Raw genomic sequence first — 15,862 nt, 5'->3', positions numbered from 1 at the left:
GGATGATTTACGATCAATTCCGTTGTGGGCAAAAGCAGCAGGCTCCGGGCCAGCTGGAGTGTCGGCGAGGATTGGCCACGCCGACCTCGGCAAAGGCCTTGCTCTCAACTGTGGAGGTGATGCGATGTGGAAAACGCTGAGCATTACGCTTTGGTTTAGGAAGAACCGGACGGGCTGGTCTGTCTCCGTCCGGTTCAATTTTCTAAGCAGATAAGCAAACGGAAGACGGGTGTGCACTCCCGTCTTCCACTCCGCAACTATAAGCGTTTCGCCTAGCCCTTACAAGACGCCGATCAGGGTCCGATCTTCGGGGGCTCGCCAAGATTCGGCATGCCCGGTAACCCACCCGGCTGGCTGAAATTGGGCATGGTGTTGCCACCCTGATTGCCGAAGGCGGGCACTTCGATCTTTATGGAATTCAGATCGACCTCGGGCGCCTTGTCCAGCCAGTAGGTGACGGATTCCGGCCAGAAGATCACGATGGCGACGAGGATGAGCTGCATGCCGAGCCAGGGAATCGCGCCCATGTAGATATCCGATGTCTTGACCGTGCGCGGCGCGATGGAGCGCAGGTAGAACAGCGCAAATCCGAAGGGCGGATGCATGAAGCTCGTCTGCATGTTGATGCAGATCAGAACGCCGAACCAGATGAGGTCGATGCCGAGCGACTGGGCGATTGGCGCCAGCATCGGAATGACGATGAAGGCGATTTCGAAGAAATCAAGGAAGAAGGCGAGGAAGAAGATGAAGATGTTGACGAAGATCAGGAAGCCGATGGGGCCGCCCGGAATGCCCGACAGCATATGCTCGATCCAGAGCGAACCGTCCATGCCCTGAAAGACGAGGGAGAAGCAGGTGGCGCCGACCAGAATGAACACCACCATGGAGGTGATATGCATGGTGGAATGCATGCCCTGCTTGATGAGGTCCCAGGTGAGGCGGCGGTGCGCGGCGGCCAGCGCCATGGCGCCCACGACCCCGAGCGCACCGGCTTCGGTGGGCGTTGCGAGGCCGAGGAAGATGGTGCCGAGCACGAGGAAGATCAGCACGATGGACGGGATCATGCCTGCCAGCACGCGAAACACCAGCGCCCGGTTGAGCTCTCCCCGCGCTTCCGGCGGCAGCGCCGGCAGGTCCTTCGGCCGCACGACCGACATGAACAGGATGAAGAGCATGAAGATGGCGACCTGCAGGATCGAGGGGCCGATAGCGCCCAGATACATGTCGCCAACGGATTTACCGAGCTGGTCGGCAAGCACGATCAGCACCAGCGAAGGCGGGATGACCTGCGTGATCGTTCCCGATGCGGCGATGACGCCGGTGGCAAGTCGCGGGTTGTAACCATATTTCAGCATGATCGGCAGCGAGATGACGCCCATGGTGATGACCGAGGCGGCAACCGTGCCGGTAATCGCACCAAGGATCGCGCCGACGATGATGACGGCATAGGCAAGGCCGCCGGGAATGGCGCCGAACAGCTTGCCCGTTCCTTCAAGCAGATCCTCTGCAAGCCCGCATCGCTCGAGGATCGCGCCCATGAAGGTGAAGAAGGGGATGGCCAGCAGAAGGTCGTTCGAGACGATGCCGAAGATGCGCAGCGGCAGGGCCTGAAGGAAGGCCGGCGAAAAATGCTCCGTGAAGATGCCGATGACACCGAAAACGAGACCGACGGTGGCGAGCGAGAAAGCAACCGGAAATCCGTAAAGCATGAAGATGATCATGCCGAGGAACATCAGTGGCGGAAGAATACCATATTCGAACATGGGAAATATCCTGAAGGTTCAGATCGGTGCGATCATTGCAGGGGTTTTTCGTACTTCGTATCGAGCGCATAAAGCCCGTTGAGGGCGCCTATGCGCTTGATGAGTTCGGAAAAACCCTGAAGAACCAGAAGTGCGAAACCAGCGAAGATGATGAATTTCACCGGCCAGCGGATGAGGCCGCCGGCATTGGAGGACATTTCGCTCTGATGCCAGGATAGCGTGAACATAGGCCAGGAAAGCCAGGCGAGGTAAAAGCAGCCGGGAAGCAGGAACAGCACGATGCCGATAATGTCCACCCAGATGCGGCTGCGCGGTGAAATCGCGCCATAAATGATGTCCACTCGCACATGTTCATTCATGCGCAGCGTGTAGGATGCGCCGATCAGCACGATGAAAGCGAACATGTACCACTGGATTTCCAGCCAGCCGTTCGAACTGTAATTGAAGGCATAACGGACCATGGCATTGCCGGCGCTGACGAGGCAGCAGATGAGCACGAGATAACCGGCAACCTTGCCCAGAGCTTCGCTTGCAAGGTCTATCAGCGCGCTTAGTTTTAAAAGCGATTTCATAACTTTCCCCTCTTCCCTTTTCGGGCCCTTTGCGGGTTTATGGCGGAGAGTAAAGCCCGGTGCCCCTGCTGCGGTCACGCCTCCACGTGCTTCCGCTGCCACAGGCTCCAGAGTTCCTCCCCACAGAATCCCGTGTATGGTCAGGCGGTTCGAAAAGCAACCAAAACCACCATGAAACAGCTTGGCGGACAGCCGTTTTCAACCGTTTGCGAAAGAATGTTGCCCAATGACATGTTTTGCCCGGTTGCGCTGTCACGGTGCATGCCATTGCCGCTCTTTCGCTGAGAACGCATTGCGCTTTTCGGCGACTTCATGTTACCTCTGGTTACGGAGAATCCGGCATTGGCCCGTGATCGTCCACGGGCAGATTTACCGTGTGACGGGCATGACGGATGGAGCACAAGGGGAAGCGGAATGAGCGAACACCACACGGGTCCTGTCGAAGTCGGCGCCGAGATGAACTACGCCGAGCACGAAAAGACCTATAACGGTTTTCTGGCCTTGACGAAGTACGGCACCATGATGCTGTGCGTGCTGATGCTGGCCATGGTCGCGGGTTTCTTCACCACCGCCGGCTTCCTTGGTGGCCTGGTCGTCTTCGTCGTACTGTCGGCTGCGGGTTTCTTTTTGCTGCGCTGAACGATCCCGTTCATGAGCGGTTCCCGTTCCGGGGACCGGGCGATGCCGGATAACCGGAAAGGCCAAGCCATGAAGCGTATGTTATATTGTCTGTTTCTGCTGGTGGCGATTGCGCATCCCGCTTTGTCACGCGATCTCTCACCTGCCGAGCAGGATAGTCTTCGTACGCAGATAGAGCGATTTCAGACGGCTTTGAGCACGCAGGATTTCGATGTCGTCGGCAAGACGGTGCCGCCGAAAATCTTTGAATTCATCGCAGGCGAAGCGGGTATTACCGCGGAGCAATTGCGTGGCGCCTTGACCGCGCAGATGCAGATGGCGCTCGCCGCGGTCAAGATAACCGAGTTCACTATGGATACGCAGGCGATCAGCCTTGCGCAAACGTCCGATGGAACGCCCTATGCGCTCATTCCGACCAGGACGGTGATGGAAACCGGCGGCCAGACGATAGAGGCGAAATCCCACACGCTGGCGCTGATGGACGGTGCGGACTGGTATTTGCTGCGGGTGAGCGACCAGCAGCAGGTCACGATCCTGCGCAAGGTCTATCCGTCCTTCGCCGAGGTGGTGTTTCCGGACGGTTCCATACAGCCGGTGAAATAGCTCCGTCTTCCCGAACTCAGGAAAAACGTCCCGGCCGGAAAGGATCGATCGAGATTTCCGTATCCTCTCCGCTGGCCAGTTGCGTTACCAGACGGGCGGTTGCTGCCGATTGTGTCAGCCCCAGATGGCCATGGCCGAAGGCATAGATGACGGACGGGGTGGCGCGTGCCGTGCCGATGACGGGAAGACAGTCCGGCATGGACGGGCGGAACCCCATCCATTGTTTCCCGCCTTCCAGTTTGAGGCCGGGCAGGAAACGTCCTGCTTTCTTCAGCATGGCTTCCGCACGGCGGAAATTCGGCTTCAATTCCAGCCCGCCGAGTTCGACCGCGCCGCCGATACGGATGCCCGTCGATAGCGGAGTGACGACGAAGCCATGATCGTTGAAATAAAGCTGGCGCGTCAGGTTGAAAGCCTCGGGGGAAAGCGTGGTGTTATAACCACGTTCGGTTTCCAGCGGCACGATGTTGCCAAGCGTCGCGGCAAGTTTTCTCGACCAGGCGCCGCAGGCGATCACCACTTTGTCGGCATCGATCTTGTCGCCATTTTCCAGCGTCACGATCGTACTTTCGCCCACGGCATCGATGCGTTCGGCCTCGCCTTTGCGCAGGCTGGCGCCGCGGGCGATTACCAGATCGAAAATGGCGCGGGTGAAATCGTAAGGGTCGGAGACCTGCAGGCCATCCGGCGAAAACATGGCATGGCGGAACTGGGGCGCGAGACCCGGCTGCAGTTCCTCGATTTCGGGGCGGCCGACGCGCTGAAAGGTGAAACCGGCGTTTTCCTTTTCGTCCCAGTCCCTGCGGGCAGCATTGAGACTTGCCTCGCTGTCATAAAGATCGAGCGTGCCGGTTTTCGAAACGAGATGCGAAAGTTCCGGCATCGCCGCGACATGAGCCATTTCCACGGCAGCCAGGCGGTTGATGTCCGTGAGTGACTTCAGCCCATGGCGAAAGTTGCGCTCGGCGCTCGCGCGCCAGAAACGCCACAGCCAGGGTGCGATCTTCGCCGCATAGGCGGGCGACACGCTGAGCGGGCCGAGCGGATCGAACAGCCAGCGCGGCGCTTTTTTCATGATGCCTGGAGCGGGAATGGGGATGATTTCAGGGAATGCCAGAATGCCGGCATTGCCGGAACTCGCGCCCCGGGCAACCTCGCCGCGCTCCAGCAGCACCACCTCGCGTCCGGCATTCTGCAGATAAAGCGCCGCCATGGAACCGATAATGCCGGTGCCGATCACCAGCACATCGCATTTCAGGGTTTTGGTCATCGGCGCTCCTGCAACACAAATCTTTCAACCCCGCATAACAATGAATGCCGCCCCGATGAAAGGCCGTATCGTATTGCCGGCGCAGAAATATCAGCACTGTGGCAAATAAGCGGTCCGAAATAAACAAGGCGAATATATTCGCGATGAAGCATACTCGCGGTCGATTGATGTTCCGGATCAATAGTTATAGTTCATTATTAATCGCTATTTAACAGTGTCCGGCTAGTTTCGCGTGCAGGCGGGCCGACCGTTTTTCATCTCTATATTTCGAGGGTGGAGCAGGTCTGCATATGGATTACTGTTTGGGGGTTTCAAAAAGATGTCTTACTTTTCTAAACTTGGTCTTGACGCTTCTGCGGTGCTTGATGCGCTTAGCCGCTCACAGGCCATCATCGAGTTCGATCTGACCGGCAAGATTTTGAAAGCGAACGATAATTTCTGCAAGGCCGTCGGCTATCAGCAGTCTGAAATCGTTGGGCGTACCCACAGCATGTTCCTGTCTCCCGAAGATGCGGCCTCGCCTGAATACAAGAGCTTCTGGGCGAGGCTGTCGCGTGGCGAATACGATCAGGGTCAGTATCGACGTCGGGCCCGGAATGGCGACGAAATCTGGATCGAAGCTTCCTACAATCCCGTGTTCCGTTTCGGCAAGCCCTACAAGGTGGTCAAGATTGCAACCGACATCACCTCGATCAAGCGCAAGAGCGCTGAGGATGACGGGAAACTGGCGGCGCTCTCCCACGCGCAGGCCATAATCGAATTTACGCCCGAAGGGAAAATCCTCAGCGCCAACGAAAATTTCCTCGCGACGCTCGGTTACACGGCGGAAGACATCATCGGGAAACATCATTCGATGTTCTGCGAGCCTGCCTATGCCCAGTCGCAGGACTATCGGGATTTCTGGAAGGAACTCGGAAAGGGCCACTTCTCGACGGGGCAGTTCATGCGCCTTGGCAAGGATGGCAAACGCGTCTTCATTCAGGCCTCCTATAATCCGATCATCGATGATCGGGGCCGCGTCTTCAAGGTAGTGAAATTCGCTTTCGATGTGACGGACCGGATGCATGCGGTCGAGGAACTTGGTGCTGCGCTCGAGCGGCTTTCTCAATGCAATATCCGTATTACGCTGGACAAACCCTTCGTCGGCGAGTTCGAACGGCTGCGCCACGATTTCAATAAATCCATCGCCGAATTCCAGAAGACGCTGGAAAACGTTCTCGGCCAGACCGGAGACCTGACCCGCAGCAGCCAGGAAGTCAGCGAAGCCTCCGTCAATCTCGCCGAACGTTCGCGTGAGCAGGCCGTGGCGCTCGAGGAGACTTCGGCAGCACTCGAAGAAATCACCGCGACGGTCCGTTCCTCGACAGAAAATATGCAAGAGACGCGCAAGCTCGTTCAGAGCGCGCGGACATCTACCGTGGCTTCCACCGAGGTCGTGGAGCGGACGGTCGATGCCATGCAGCGTATCGAGACGGCTTCGCGGGAAATCAGCCAGATCATCGGTGTGATCGACGAAATCGCCTTCCAGACGAACCTGCTGGCGCTGAATGCCGGCGTGGAAGCTGCGCGTGCGGGTGACGCGGGCAAGGGTTTTGCCGTCGTGGCTCAGGAAGTGCGCGAGCTGGCGCAGCGTTCCGCCAATGCCGCGAAGGAAATCAAGGCGCTGATCAACAATTCCGGCACCGAGGTTCTGGAAGGCGTCAGGCTGGTGGGCGAAACCGGCGAAGCGCTGAAGCAGATCGATGCGCTGGTCAGGCACATTGACGGCAATGTCGACATGATCGCCAAGGCGGCGGACGAACAGGCTGTCGGCATCAGCGAGATCAACAAGGCGGTCAGCCGGCTGGACCGGATGACGCAGGAGAATGCGGCGATGAGCGCCCGTACCACGGTGATCAGCACAACGCTGGCGCAGGGCGCAGATGCGCTGGCGCAGCTTGTCAGCCTGTTCAAGCTGAACCGCCGTACGGTGCAGCGGGAAGACGGATCGTCCACCCGCCCGGATGCTCCGAATACGGCCCGGCGCGACCAGACGTCGGCACGGGCGGCCGCGTAAAGGAGCGGGCTCAGGCCCGCTTCAGCTTGAGAATGAGATTTGGTGGATGCGGATGCCTTTCGAACGGGCATCCGCTTGGCTTTTTCACCGCAGCGCCGGTCGTTCGATACCGAGGTGGTCGCGCAGCGTCGATCCTTCGTAGTCCTTGCGGAACAGGCCGCGCTCCTGCAGGAGCGGAACGACCTCGCGGTTGAATTCCTCCAGCCCGCCGGGGAAGAAGGGCGGCATGACGTTGAAACCGTCGGCCGCACCGTTTTCGAACCATTCCTGCATTCGGTCCGCCACATCCTTGGCCGTGCCCATGACGATATGGTGGCCGCGGCCGGCGGCGACGCGCAGCGCAAGCTCCCGGATCGTCAACTTTTCGCGGCGCGCCAGTTCGGTCAGAAGTTCGGCGCGGCTGCGCAGCTGGTCGGAAATCGGCAGGTCCGGCAGCGGACCGTCGAGATCGTAATCAGTGAGGCTGTGGCCGATGCGTTCTTCAAGCAGCGGCATTGCGCTCTTGATATCGGTCCAGCGGTTCAGTTCCTTCAGTTTTTCGCCAGCCTCTTCAAAGCTCCTGCCGATGATCGGCATGAAGCCGGGCATCACGGCGACGCTCGCCGGATCGCGGCCGAATTTTTCCACGCGGGCTTTAAGGCTCGTATAGAAGGCCTGCGCTTCGGAAATCGCCTGCTGGGCGGTGAAGACGATATCGGCGGTGCGGGCGGCGAGATCCTGCCCCGGCCCGGAAGAGCCGGCCTGGATGAGAACCGGGTGGCCCTGCGGAGAGCGCGGAATATTGAGCGGTCCCTTGACCGTGAAATATTTGCCCTCGTGGTTGAGGATATGGACCTTTTCCGGATCGACGTAGCGGCCCGCCTGCTTGTCCTTGACGAAGGCGTCGTCATCCCAGCTGTCCCACAGGCCGCGAACGACATTCACATATTCTTCCGCCACCGCATAACGCTCGTCATGCTCGGGATGGTCCTTGGAAAAATTCGCCGCCGTGCGGGCATAAGAGGTGGTGACGATGTTCCACGCCGCGCGGCCATGGCTCAGATGATCGATGGAAGCGAAGGCGCGGGCGGTGTGGTAGGGCTCGCCATAGGTGGTGGAGGCGGTGGCCGCCAGCCCGATCTTGTCGGTGACCATGGCCAGCGCGGCAAGCAGGGTCAGCGGCTCGAAACGCGCGATCATCGAGGGATGGGCGTCGACGCCGCTGGTCAGGCCATCGGCCAAGAATACCATGTCGAACTTCGCGGCTTCGGCCATTTTCGTAACACGGGTGAGCAGATCGAAATTTTCGCTGCCGGCTTCGGCATCGGGGTGACGCCAGCCGGAAACGTGGTGCCCCGCGCCCTGCAGGAAAAGGCCGAGATGCATCTGTCTTTTGCGTGTCGTGGTGGTCATGGTGATCATGCCTTCATGTCGGTCGAGTTATATTTGCGATACCAGAAGCGTTTCGAGCTTTCTGAGGTCAGCTGCGGTTTTCATGGACCGCACTAGTGCCGGAATGCCGGCGAATTTCTCATTGCCGCCGGTCGCGTCGGCAAATTTCTCGGTCGGGTCATCGATGCCAGGAAGGCCGTCGACACGGCGCGACAGCACCGTGCCGTCCTTCTTCGTCACGTCGATGACCACGAACCGGGTGGTCGGATCGGGCGAGAGGCGGCGGGCGGTCTCGTCATGCCGGCGTGAAACTTTGGCGGAAAGGGCGAGCAGGTCGTCGCGCGTCGGGCGTTTGTCGAAATGGCCGATGCCGAGCGCTCCATCCGTCAGCGCTGCGGCAAAGACATATTCGGCGCTGAAGCGGGCGTCGATGCCGGTCGTGGGCGTAGCGGGGCCGACGAGGGCGGCATCGCCGCCCGGCGGGAAGGTGATGATGACCGCCTCTATCTCGTCCGGCGTCAGATCATTGCTGTTGCGCAGCGCCAGCGCGCCGACGGCAACGGGATGGCTGGCTGTGCAGCAGGGAAAGGCCTTTAGGGTGAGGCCGGGCGAGACGATCTGCCAGGGTGCGCCCCAGCCGGAGAGAACACGTTTCGGCTGCTCGGCGCCGAAGGCGTAGGCGGAATAAAAACCGATGGGGTTTTCCAGAAAATCCGGCGCGCCCTGAAAGCCGGTTCGCGCCAGCCGCGCGGCGGTAAGGCCGGCACGCGTGGCGAGCCCGGCATGCAGCGGTTTGGCATCAAACCCGAATTGCAGGCGAAGCCCGGCCGATTGGGTGGCAGCGAGGCCGAGCGCAACGGCCGTTGTCTGCGGATCGAATTTCAGGAGATGGGCAATCGCCGCCGCAGCCCCGATGGGGCCGAGCGTAGCGGTGGCGTGGAAGCCGTTTTCGTAATGCTTCGTTCCGAGCGAGAGGCCGAGACGCGCCATGGTTTCCAGCCCGACAATATAGGCGGCGATGAAGGCATCCGCCGTGGAGCCCTCTTCGACCGCGACAGTCAGCAAAGCGGGAATGATGGCAACGGTCGGGTGGCCGCGCACGCTGCCGTGCACATCGTCATAGTCAAGCACATGCCCGGCGTGGCCGTTGATGAGGGCGGCCGTGAAGGCATCCGAGCGCAGACCGTGGCCGATAATGCCCGCTGTGCCTGACGTGCCGGGCGTAAAGCTGTCGATCAGGATTTTCGTGCTTCTGTCGGCAGCGCCACCCAGCACGCAGGCGAAAAAATCGATCAGCGCCGTGCGGGCGATGGCCACCGCATCCTCATCACGCAGGGGATCGGAGGCGGCAATCGCTTCGGCAAGATGAAGGGTGAGTTTTTCGTCGGCGGCCATGGCATCAAATCCCTTCGCCGTCATTGACCCGTGCCACCTGTCCGCCGAGACCCTTGACGAAGGCGTTGATGCGCGGATTGGTCGACTTGTAGAAGATGTGTTCCGGCGTACCCTGATCGACGATCAGGCCATTTTCCGTGAAGACGATATTGTCGCTGATTTCTTCGGCAAAACGCATTTCATGCGTGACGAGAATGCTGGTCATGCCGTCATTGACGAGATCGCGGATGACGGCGAGCACTTCGCCCACGGTTTCCGGGTCGAGTGCGGATGTGACCTCATCGAACAACACCAGTTCCGGCCGCATGGCAAGTGCGCGGGCAATCGCCACGCGCTGCTGCTGGCCGCCGGAAAGCTGGCCGGGATAGGCATCGACCTTCTGGGAAAGGCGCACTTTCTCCAGCAATTCGCGGGCATGGCGCTCGGCTTCAGCTTTCGGCGTACCCAGAATCTTGATTGGTGCGATGGTGATGTTTTCCATCACCGTCAGATGCGGAAAGAGGTTGAACTGCTGGAACACGATGCCGATGCGCTTGCGCAGCGCGATGCGCTCAGCCTCGGTCTTCAGCAGGTCCACTCGCGTGCCGCCGACGGTGATCTTGCCCGATTGCGGAATGAGCAGGCCGTTGATGCAGCGCAGGATGGTGGACTTGCCGGAGCCGGAAGGGCCGATGATGGAGACGGCGTCGCCCTTGTTCACGGTGAGGTCGATGCCCTTCAGGACCTGATTGTCACCGAAGGACAGGTGTATGCCTTCCAGTTCAACCAGTGCTTTTGCGGCGGTTTGTGGTGCGGGTGCGGACATGGCTTGTTCCAATCAGCGGGAAGCGAAGCGCCGCTCGAGGCGCTGCGTGAAACGGGATACGGGATAGCAGAACAGGAAGAACGCCATCAGAACGGTGAGGTAAACCACGACGGTGAAATCGTTGCGCTGCACGGCGGTGCTTGCGTCTGTTGCGGCATGCAGCAACTCATGCACGCCGACCAGTGAGGCGAGCGCCGTACCCATGGTGATCGACGCATAAAGGTTCATCCATGGCGGCAGCGAACGCTTCACGCATTGCGGCAGGATGATCCAGCGCAGTGTCTGGTTGCGCGAAAAACCCAGCCCCTGCGCCGCTTCCCATTGCGCCGTCGGAATGGACTGGATGGCGCCACGGGTGATTTCGGCGATATGGGCGCTGGCCGGAATGGCGAGACCGACGACGGCCTTGATCCAGTCCGGGAAGGGAATGTAGTTGCCAAAAGCGACGATCTCGAAGGGGAAGATGTAGGTCGCGGCAAAGATCAGCACCAGATGCGGGGCGTTGCGGAATATCTGGACATAGGTGAGCGCCGGCGCGCGCACGAGGCGGTAGGGCGCAAGCTCCATGATGCCGAGGAGGACGCCGATGAAGGTGCCGATGGCGATCGCAAGGATGCTGATCAGCACGTTCATTGCAAAACCCTTGGCCAGATAGGGCAGCCATTGCAGCAGCACCTGACCGAGGGACGGGTCGAGGATCAGCCACAGAATGACGGCAATCAACACGCCGAGCAGCAGAATGGTGCCGAAAGGTGGCTTCCTCACCGCCTGTGTTGGAGAGACCGCCGCACTCATTGACCGAACCCCGGAACCGCAAGACGCCGCTCAAGCCAGAGACCGGCCCTTGCGACGATAAAATTGATGACGCTGAAGAAGATCAGGATGACGATCATCAGCTCGACCACATTGTCGCGCTGCGTCCAGATCAGGATCGAGGCATAGGTGATTTCACCCACCGCAATTGCCGAGCCGACCGTGGTGAGCTTCACCAGATTGACGAGGTTGTTGATGATGGAGGGCAGCGCCGTGCGGATGGCCAGCGGAAACTCCACATAACGCAAAATCTCGAAGGAACTGAAACCGATCGCACGCGCCGCCTCGATGGTGGTCGCCGGCACCGCCTCGATGCCGCCGCGCAATGCTTCCGCATGGAAAGCAGCAATGTGCAGGCCGGTGATGGCGACGACCCAGAAAAAGGGTGTCAGCGGATTGTTCTGCGCGCCGCCGAGAGCGTTAGAAATCAGCATGTTGAGCACGAGGAAACCGCACATCAGCTGCACCAGCGTCGGTGTGTTGCGCGTCAGTTCCACATAGGCGCGCACGGGGCCGGCAAGCCAGACCTTGCCCGATGTCAGCATGGCCGCGAAAATGAAGCCGAAGACGAGGCTGAGCGGCAAAGTGACGGCGACGAGGATCAACGTCATCTTCATGCCGTCGAGCCAGATCTGAACCTCGTAACCGCTGTTCAGAAAGTCATAGTTGAGGCCGAGATGCGCGGCCAGTTCTATGAAGCGCGCTGTAAATCCATCCTGCATCGGAAATCCATGCTGTTATTGCGGGTGCCGCCCGGCGGGCGGCGCCAGAATGGCCTGCCTTGTTATAAAGCAGAAAAGAACGGCAGGCGAAACCGGCCGTTCCTGATGGTCAGGGGAAATCACTCCACCCTTTTGCCGCCGTCATCACCTGCGATGGGGACGTGCAGATAACGGAAAAGTCCTGCACCTGTCCTTATTGGGCGGCAGAAAGCTTCTTCTGCTGCTCTTCCATGTAGCCGATGCTCGGTAGACGGTTGGCCTTGGCGAATTCGAGCATCTTGCCGGAGGCGTGCAGTTCCTTGACGATCTTGTCGAGAGCGGCCTGCGTGTCGCTTTCGCCCTTGCGCAGCCAGATCACGGAATCCGACGGGATCAGGTCGGTGGGGATGAGGATGCCGTAATCCTTCCACTCATCGGCGCGGTCCTGAAGCATCAGGCTCAGCGTGCCGTTGACGTGAACGGAGACGTCGCAATTGCCGCCCTTGAGCGCCAGCAGCGATTCCGGCTGGCTTGGCAGCGCCTTTACCTGCGCGCCATATTGCTCGATCAGCGGCTGGGTGTAGTTGGAGCCTTGCGAAACGCAGGCGATCTTGCCCTTCAGGTCCGACCAGTCCTTGATGCCACTGTCCTTGCGGCCGATGGCGGCGCCGCCCTGGCGGTCATAGGGGGTCGGTACGTAATCGAGCGTTTTGGCGCGCTCTTCCGTGTACTGCATGTTGGCGATCAGAATATCGACCTTGCCCTGCTGCAGGAACTGCACGCGGTTGGGCGGGGTCACGGTTTCGGTGACCAGCTCGACACCGAGGCCGGCGGCCAGCGCCTTGGCGACGTCGATGTTGAGACCCTTCTGCTCCTGCGTCTTCGGATCGATAAAGCCGAAAGGCGCGCCGGAAAGGATAACGCCGACAGTGAGCTTGCCGCGACCCTTAATCCGGTCGAGCGTTGCATCCGCGTGAGCGGCAGTGGCCATCGAAGCGATGACAACGGTTCCGGCAATGAGTTTTGCGGCAAATCTGGAGAAAGAGAGGGCCATGGATATTTCCTTTTGATTGTAGGTGGAAACTACATGAGGCACCCGCCAAGAGCGAGAATTGGCATTGCGTGAAAAATAGTATGAATAAAATCCGGTTCCAATAAATCTTTTGGAGGGAAAAATTATCCTAATAATTTTGAATTGTAGAATCTTGTTCTTTTCCTCCCTTGCTATGTGCCGGTTTGTCAGGAGCGGGAGAGTAGTCCGGATGTCGCTGAGGACCGGATGGCCATGTGCGGAGCGAGCGCATCCGGCTCGTCTCTTCTCCCCGTCGGGGAGAAGGTCGCGGCAGCGGGATGAGGGGGCGAGGCCAGCGATATGCGGAGAGCGTGCCCCCTCATCTGCCCCTTTGGGGCATCTTCTCCCCGGCGGGGAGAAGAAAAAAGCCGCACGCCCTGTTCTTATCGTCCGGCATTATAGGCCGCGATTGCCGCCATGTTGACGATGTCGCTGTCCTTCGCGCCCATCGAGGTGATCTGTACCGATTTGTCGAGACCGACAAGAAGCGGGCCGATGACGGTTGCGCCGCCCAGTTCCTGCAGCATCTTGGTGGAAATGGAGGCGGAATGGATGGCGGGCATGACCAACACATTGGCCGGGCCGGAAAGCCGGGCGAAGGGATACTGGCTCTGCATGCGGTGATGGTTCAGCGCCACATCGGCCGACATTTCGCCGTCGACCTCGAAATTGACGTTGCGCCTGTCGAGAATTTTCACCGCCTCGCGCACCTTGTCGGAACGTTCGCCGGTCGGCTGGCCGAAGGTGGAATAGGCGAGCATGGCAACGCGCGGCTCGTAACCGAAACGACGGGCAAGGCCGGCTGCTTCTTCGGCGATATCGGCAAGGTCTTCCGCATTCGGCATATCATGCACGGCGGTATCGGCAACGAAGACGGTGCGGTTGCGCGAGACGACCAGCGAAACGCCGATGACGCGATGGCCAGGCTTGGTGTTGATGCAGCGGCGGATATCTTCCAGCGCCGTTGAATAGTTACGGGTAACGCCTGTCACCACGGCATCCGCATCGCCCATAGCCACCATGCAGGCGGCGAAATGGTTGCGGTCGTTGTGAACCAGACGCTGCACGTCGCGCAGCAGGAAACCGCCGCGCTGCAAACGCGCATAGAGATAATCGACATAGGCATCGACGCGGCTGGAAAGGCGGGCGTTGGTGATCTCGATATTGGCGCGGTCGAGATCGATGCCGGCGCGCTCCGCATTGGCCTTGATGATATCGTCACGGCCGAGCAGGATGGCGGTGCCGAGGCCCTGCGCGGTGAACGAAATCGCCGCGCGCATGACCTGTTCTTCTTCGGCTTCCGCAAAAACGACCCGCTTCGGCGAGCGGCGCACGCGCTCGTAAAGGCGCTGCGTGGTGGAGGCCATCGGGTCGCGGCGGGCGGAAAGCTCGCGGGCATAGGCGTCGAGATCGGGCAATTCGCGGCGGGCGACGCCGGTTTCGATGGCGGCTTTGGCCACGGCCACCGGAATGGCCGAGATCAGGCGCGGATCGAAGGGAACCGGAATGATATATTGCGATCCGAAGCGCGGGCGGTTGCCCTGATAGGCGGCGGCCACATCATCAGGAACATCCTCGCGGGCAAGATCGGCCAGCGCCTGTGCCGCCGCGATCTTCATCGCGTCATTGATCTGGCTGGCGCGGACATCGAGCGCGCCGCGGAAGATATAGGGGAAGCCGAGGACATTGTTGACCTGGTTCGGGTAATCCGAACGCCCGGTCGCCATGATGGCGTCGTCGCGGATGCGCGATACTTCCTCGGGGGTGATTTCCGGGTCGGGATTGGCCATGGCGAAGATGATCGGCTTCGGCGCCATGGCACGGATCATCTCTTCGCTGAAAGCGCCCTTCTGGGAGAGGCCGAATACCACATCAGCGCCCTTCATGGCTTCCGCCAGCGTGCGGTTGTTGGTTTTCACCGCGTGGGCGGATTTCCACTGGTTCATGCCTTCGGTGCGGCCCTGATAGATCACGCCCTTGGTATCGCAGAGCGTGATGTTTTCAGGGTTGAACCCCATGGCCTTGATAAGGTCCATACAGGCGATTGCCGCCGCACCCGCGCCGTTGCAGACGAGCTTGGTTGTCTTGAAGTCGCGGCCCGTCAGTTCGATGGCGTTGATGAGGCCGGCGGCGGCGATGATGGCGGTGCCATGCTGATCGTCATGGAAAACGGGAATGTCCATCAACTCGCGCAGGCGGCTTTCGATGATGAAACATTCCGGCGCCTTGATGTCTTCCAGATTGATGCCGCCGAAGGAGGGGCCAAGGTAACGCACGCAATTGATGAACTCATCGGCGTCTTCGGTATCGACCTCGAGATCGATGGAATCGACATCGGCGAAGCGCTTGAAAAGGACCGACTTGCCTTCCATGACCGGCTTGGAGGCGAGTGCGCCGAGATTGCCGAGGCCGAGGATGGCGGTGCCGTTGGAGATGACCGCAACCATGTTGCCGCGCGTGGTATAGTCGTAAGCGGTCGCCGGATTTTCGGCGATGGCTTTCACCGGCACGGCCACGCCCGGCGAATAGGCGAGCGACAGGTCCCGCTGCGTCGCCATCGGTTTGGTCGGGGTGATTTCCAGTTTCCCCGGCCGGCCTTCCGCATGGAAATCCAGGGCTTCCTGATCCGTAACCGATGTTCTGGTGCTGGCGGGTTTCGTCGTGTCGGACATGGGCTGAGCGTGCTTTCGTGTCGATAACAGTCTAAAAATATCAGCCGTTGTTATTGTATTTTTCGCGCGCCTGCCAAGCCTTGAATGTTGTTCAGTGCAGCAAATTTAAGCGTGATGAAATTTGCGGCCG

13 protein-coding genes are annotated in these 15,862 nt (G+C 59.9%); 3 read left to right on the top strand and 10 right to left on the bottom strand.

Annotated features, from left to right (window positions below):
• Positions 1 to 293: 293 nt before the first annotated feature.
• Both PH605_RS05685 and PH605_RS05680 read right to left on the bottom strand, forming a co-directional pair.
• Complete coding sequence (locus PH605_RS05685) at positions 294 to 1,763, bottom strand: TRAP transporter large permease (RefSeq protein ID WP_078052517.1); 1,470 nt, start codon at positions 1,761 to 1,763, stop codon at positions 294 to 296.
• A gap of 32 nt (positions 1,764 to 1,795) precedes the next feature.
• Positions 1,796 to 2,335 (bottom strand): TRAP transporter small permease subunit, encoded by a 540-nt coding sequence (locus PH605_RS05680; RefSeq protein WP_065657269.1) that lies wholly within the window; start codon positions 2,333 to 2,335, stop codon positions 1,796 to 1,798.
• A gap of 414 nt (positions 2,336 to 2,749) precedes the next feature.
• Here PH605_RS05680 and PH605_RS05675 point away from each other — a divergent pair, with 414 nt between their 5' ends.
• Both PH605_RS05675 and PH605_RS05670 read left to right on the top strand, forming a co-directional pair.
• Positions 2,750 to 2,974 carry an aa3-type cytochrome c oxidase subunit IV gene (locus PH605_RS05675; protein ID WP_003524572.1) on the top strand — a complete coding sequence of 75 codons (225 nt, stop codon included), beginning with the start codon at positions 2,750 to 2,752 and terminating at the stop codon, positions 2,972 to 2,974.
• A gap of 69 nt (positions 2,975 to 3,043) precedes the next feature.
• Positions 3,044 to 3,577: a hypothetical protein gene (locus PH605_RS05670; protein ID WP_193559571.1), complete on the top strand. Its 534-nt coding sequence runs from the start codon at positions 3,044 to 3,046 to the stop codon at positions 3,575 to 3,577.
• Positions 3,578 to 3,593: 16 nt separating this feature from the next.
• Here PH605_RS05670 and PH605_RS05665 read toward each other — a convergent pair whose 3' ends face one another.
• Positions 3,594 to 4,847, bottom strand: a complete 1,254-nt coding sequence (locus tag PH605_RS05665) for an NAD(P)/FAD-dependent oxidoreductase (protein ID WP_142844635.1) — start codon at positions 4,845 to 4,847, stop codon at positions 3,594 to 3,596.
• Between the two features lie 319 nt (positions 4,848 to 5,166).
• Between PH605_RS05665 and PH605_RS05660 the strand changes: the two genes are divergently transcribed.
• Positions 5,167 to 6,903 (top strand): methyl-accepting chemotaxis protein, encoded by a 1,737-nt coding sequence (locus PH605_RS05660; protein ID WP_080857295.1) that lies wholly within the window; start codon positions 5,167 to 5,169, stop codon positions 6,901 to 6,903.
• Between the two features lie 84 nt (positions 6,904 to 6,987).
• Here the strand turns inward: PH605_RS05660 and PH605_RS05655 are convergent, their stop codons facing one another.
• The 7 genes from PH605_RS05655 to PH605_RS05625 form a co-directional block, all read right to left on the bottom strand.
• Positions 6,988 to 8,304 (bottom strand): LLM class flavin-dependent oxidoreductase, encoded by a 1,317-nt coding sequence (locus PH605_RS05655; protein WP_065657273.1) that lies wholly within the window; start codon positions 8,302 to 8,304, stop codon positions 6,988 to 6,990.
• An 18-nt stretch (positions 8,305 to 8,322) separates the two neighbouring features.
• The gene (locus PH605_RS05650; RefSeq protein ID WP_142844634.1) at positions 8,323 to 9,669 is read right to left on the bottom strand and encodes an MmgE/PrpD family protein; all 1,347 of its coding nucleotides are present in this window, start codon (positions 9,667 to 9,669) and stop codon (positions 8,323 to 8,325) included.
• A gap of 4 nt (positions 9,670 to 9,673) precedes the next feature.
• A complete protein-coding gene (locus tag PH605_RS05645) occupies positions 9,674 to 10,474 on the bottom strand; it encodes an amino acid ABC transporter ATP-binding protein (RefSeq protein WP_078052519.1) in 801 nt (266 codons plus the stop codon).
• 12 nt (positions 10,475 to 10,486) lie between these two features.
• Positions 10,487 to 11,269: an amino acid ABC transporter permease gene (locus tag PH605_RS05640; RefSeq protein ID WP_142844633.1), complete on the bottom strand. Its 783-nt coding sequence runs from the start codon at positions 11,267 to 11,269 to the stop codon at positions 10,487 to 10,489.
• Entirely contained in the window at positions 11,266 to 12,009 is a 744-nt protein-coding gene (locus tag PH605_RS05635) for an amino acid ABC transporter permease (protein WP_003524557.1), read from the bottom strand. The genes PH605_RS05640 and PH605_RS05635 overlap by 4 nt, the downstream gene beginning before the upstream one ends.
• A gap of 193 nt (positions 12,010 to 12,202) precedes the next feature.
• Entirely contained in the window at positions 12,203 to 13,042 is an 840-nt protein-coding gene (locus tag PH605_RS05630) for a transporter substrate-binding domain-containing protein (protein ID WP_065657278.1), read from the bottom strand.
• A 401-nt stretch (positions 13,043 to 13,443) separates the two neighbouring features.
• Positions 13,444 to 15,732, bottom strand: coding sequence for an NADP-dependent malic enzyme (locus PH605_RS05625; RefSeq protein WP_142844632.1), 2,289 nt, complete (start codon positions 15,730 to 15,732; stop codon positions 13,444 to 13,446).
• Positions 15,733 to 15,862 lie beyond the last annotated feature (130 nt).

It is taken from the genome of Agrobacterium sp. CFBP 3001, assembly GCF_027871605.1.
Taxonomy (GTDB): Bacteria; Pseudomonadota; Alphaproteobacteria; order Rhizobiales; family Rhizobiaceae; genus Agrobacterium; species Agrobacterium leguminum.
Note: the sequence above shows the minus strand (reverse complement) of the source record. Positions and strands in the feature narration are given on the sequence as shown.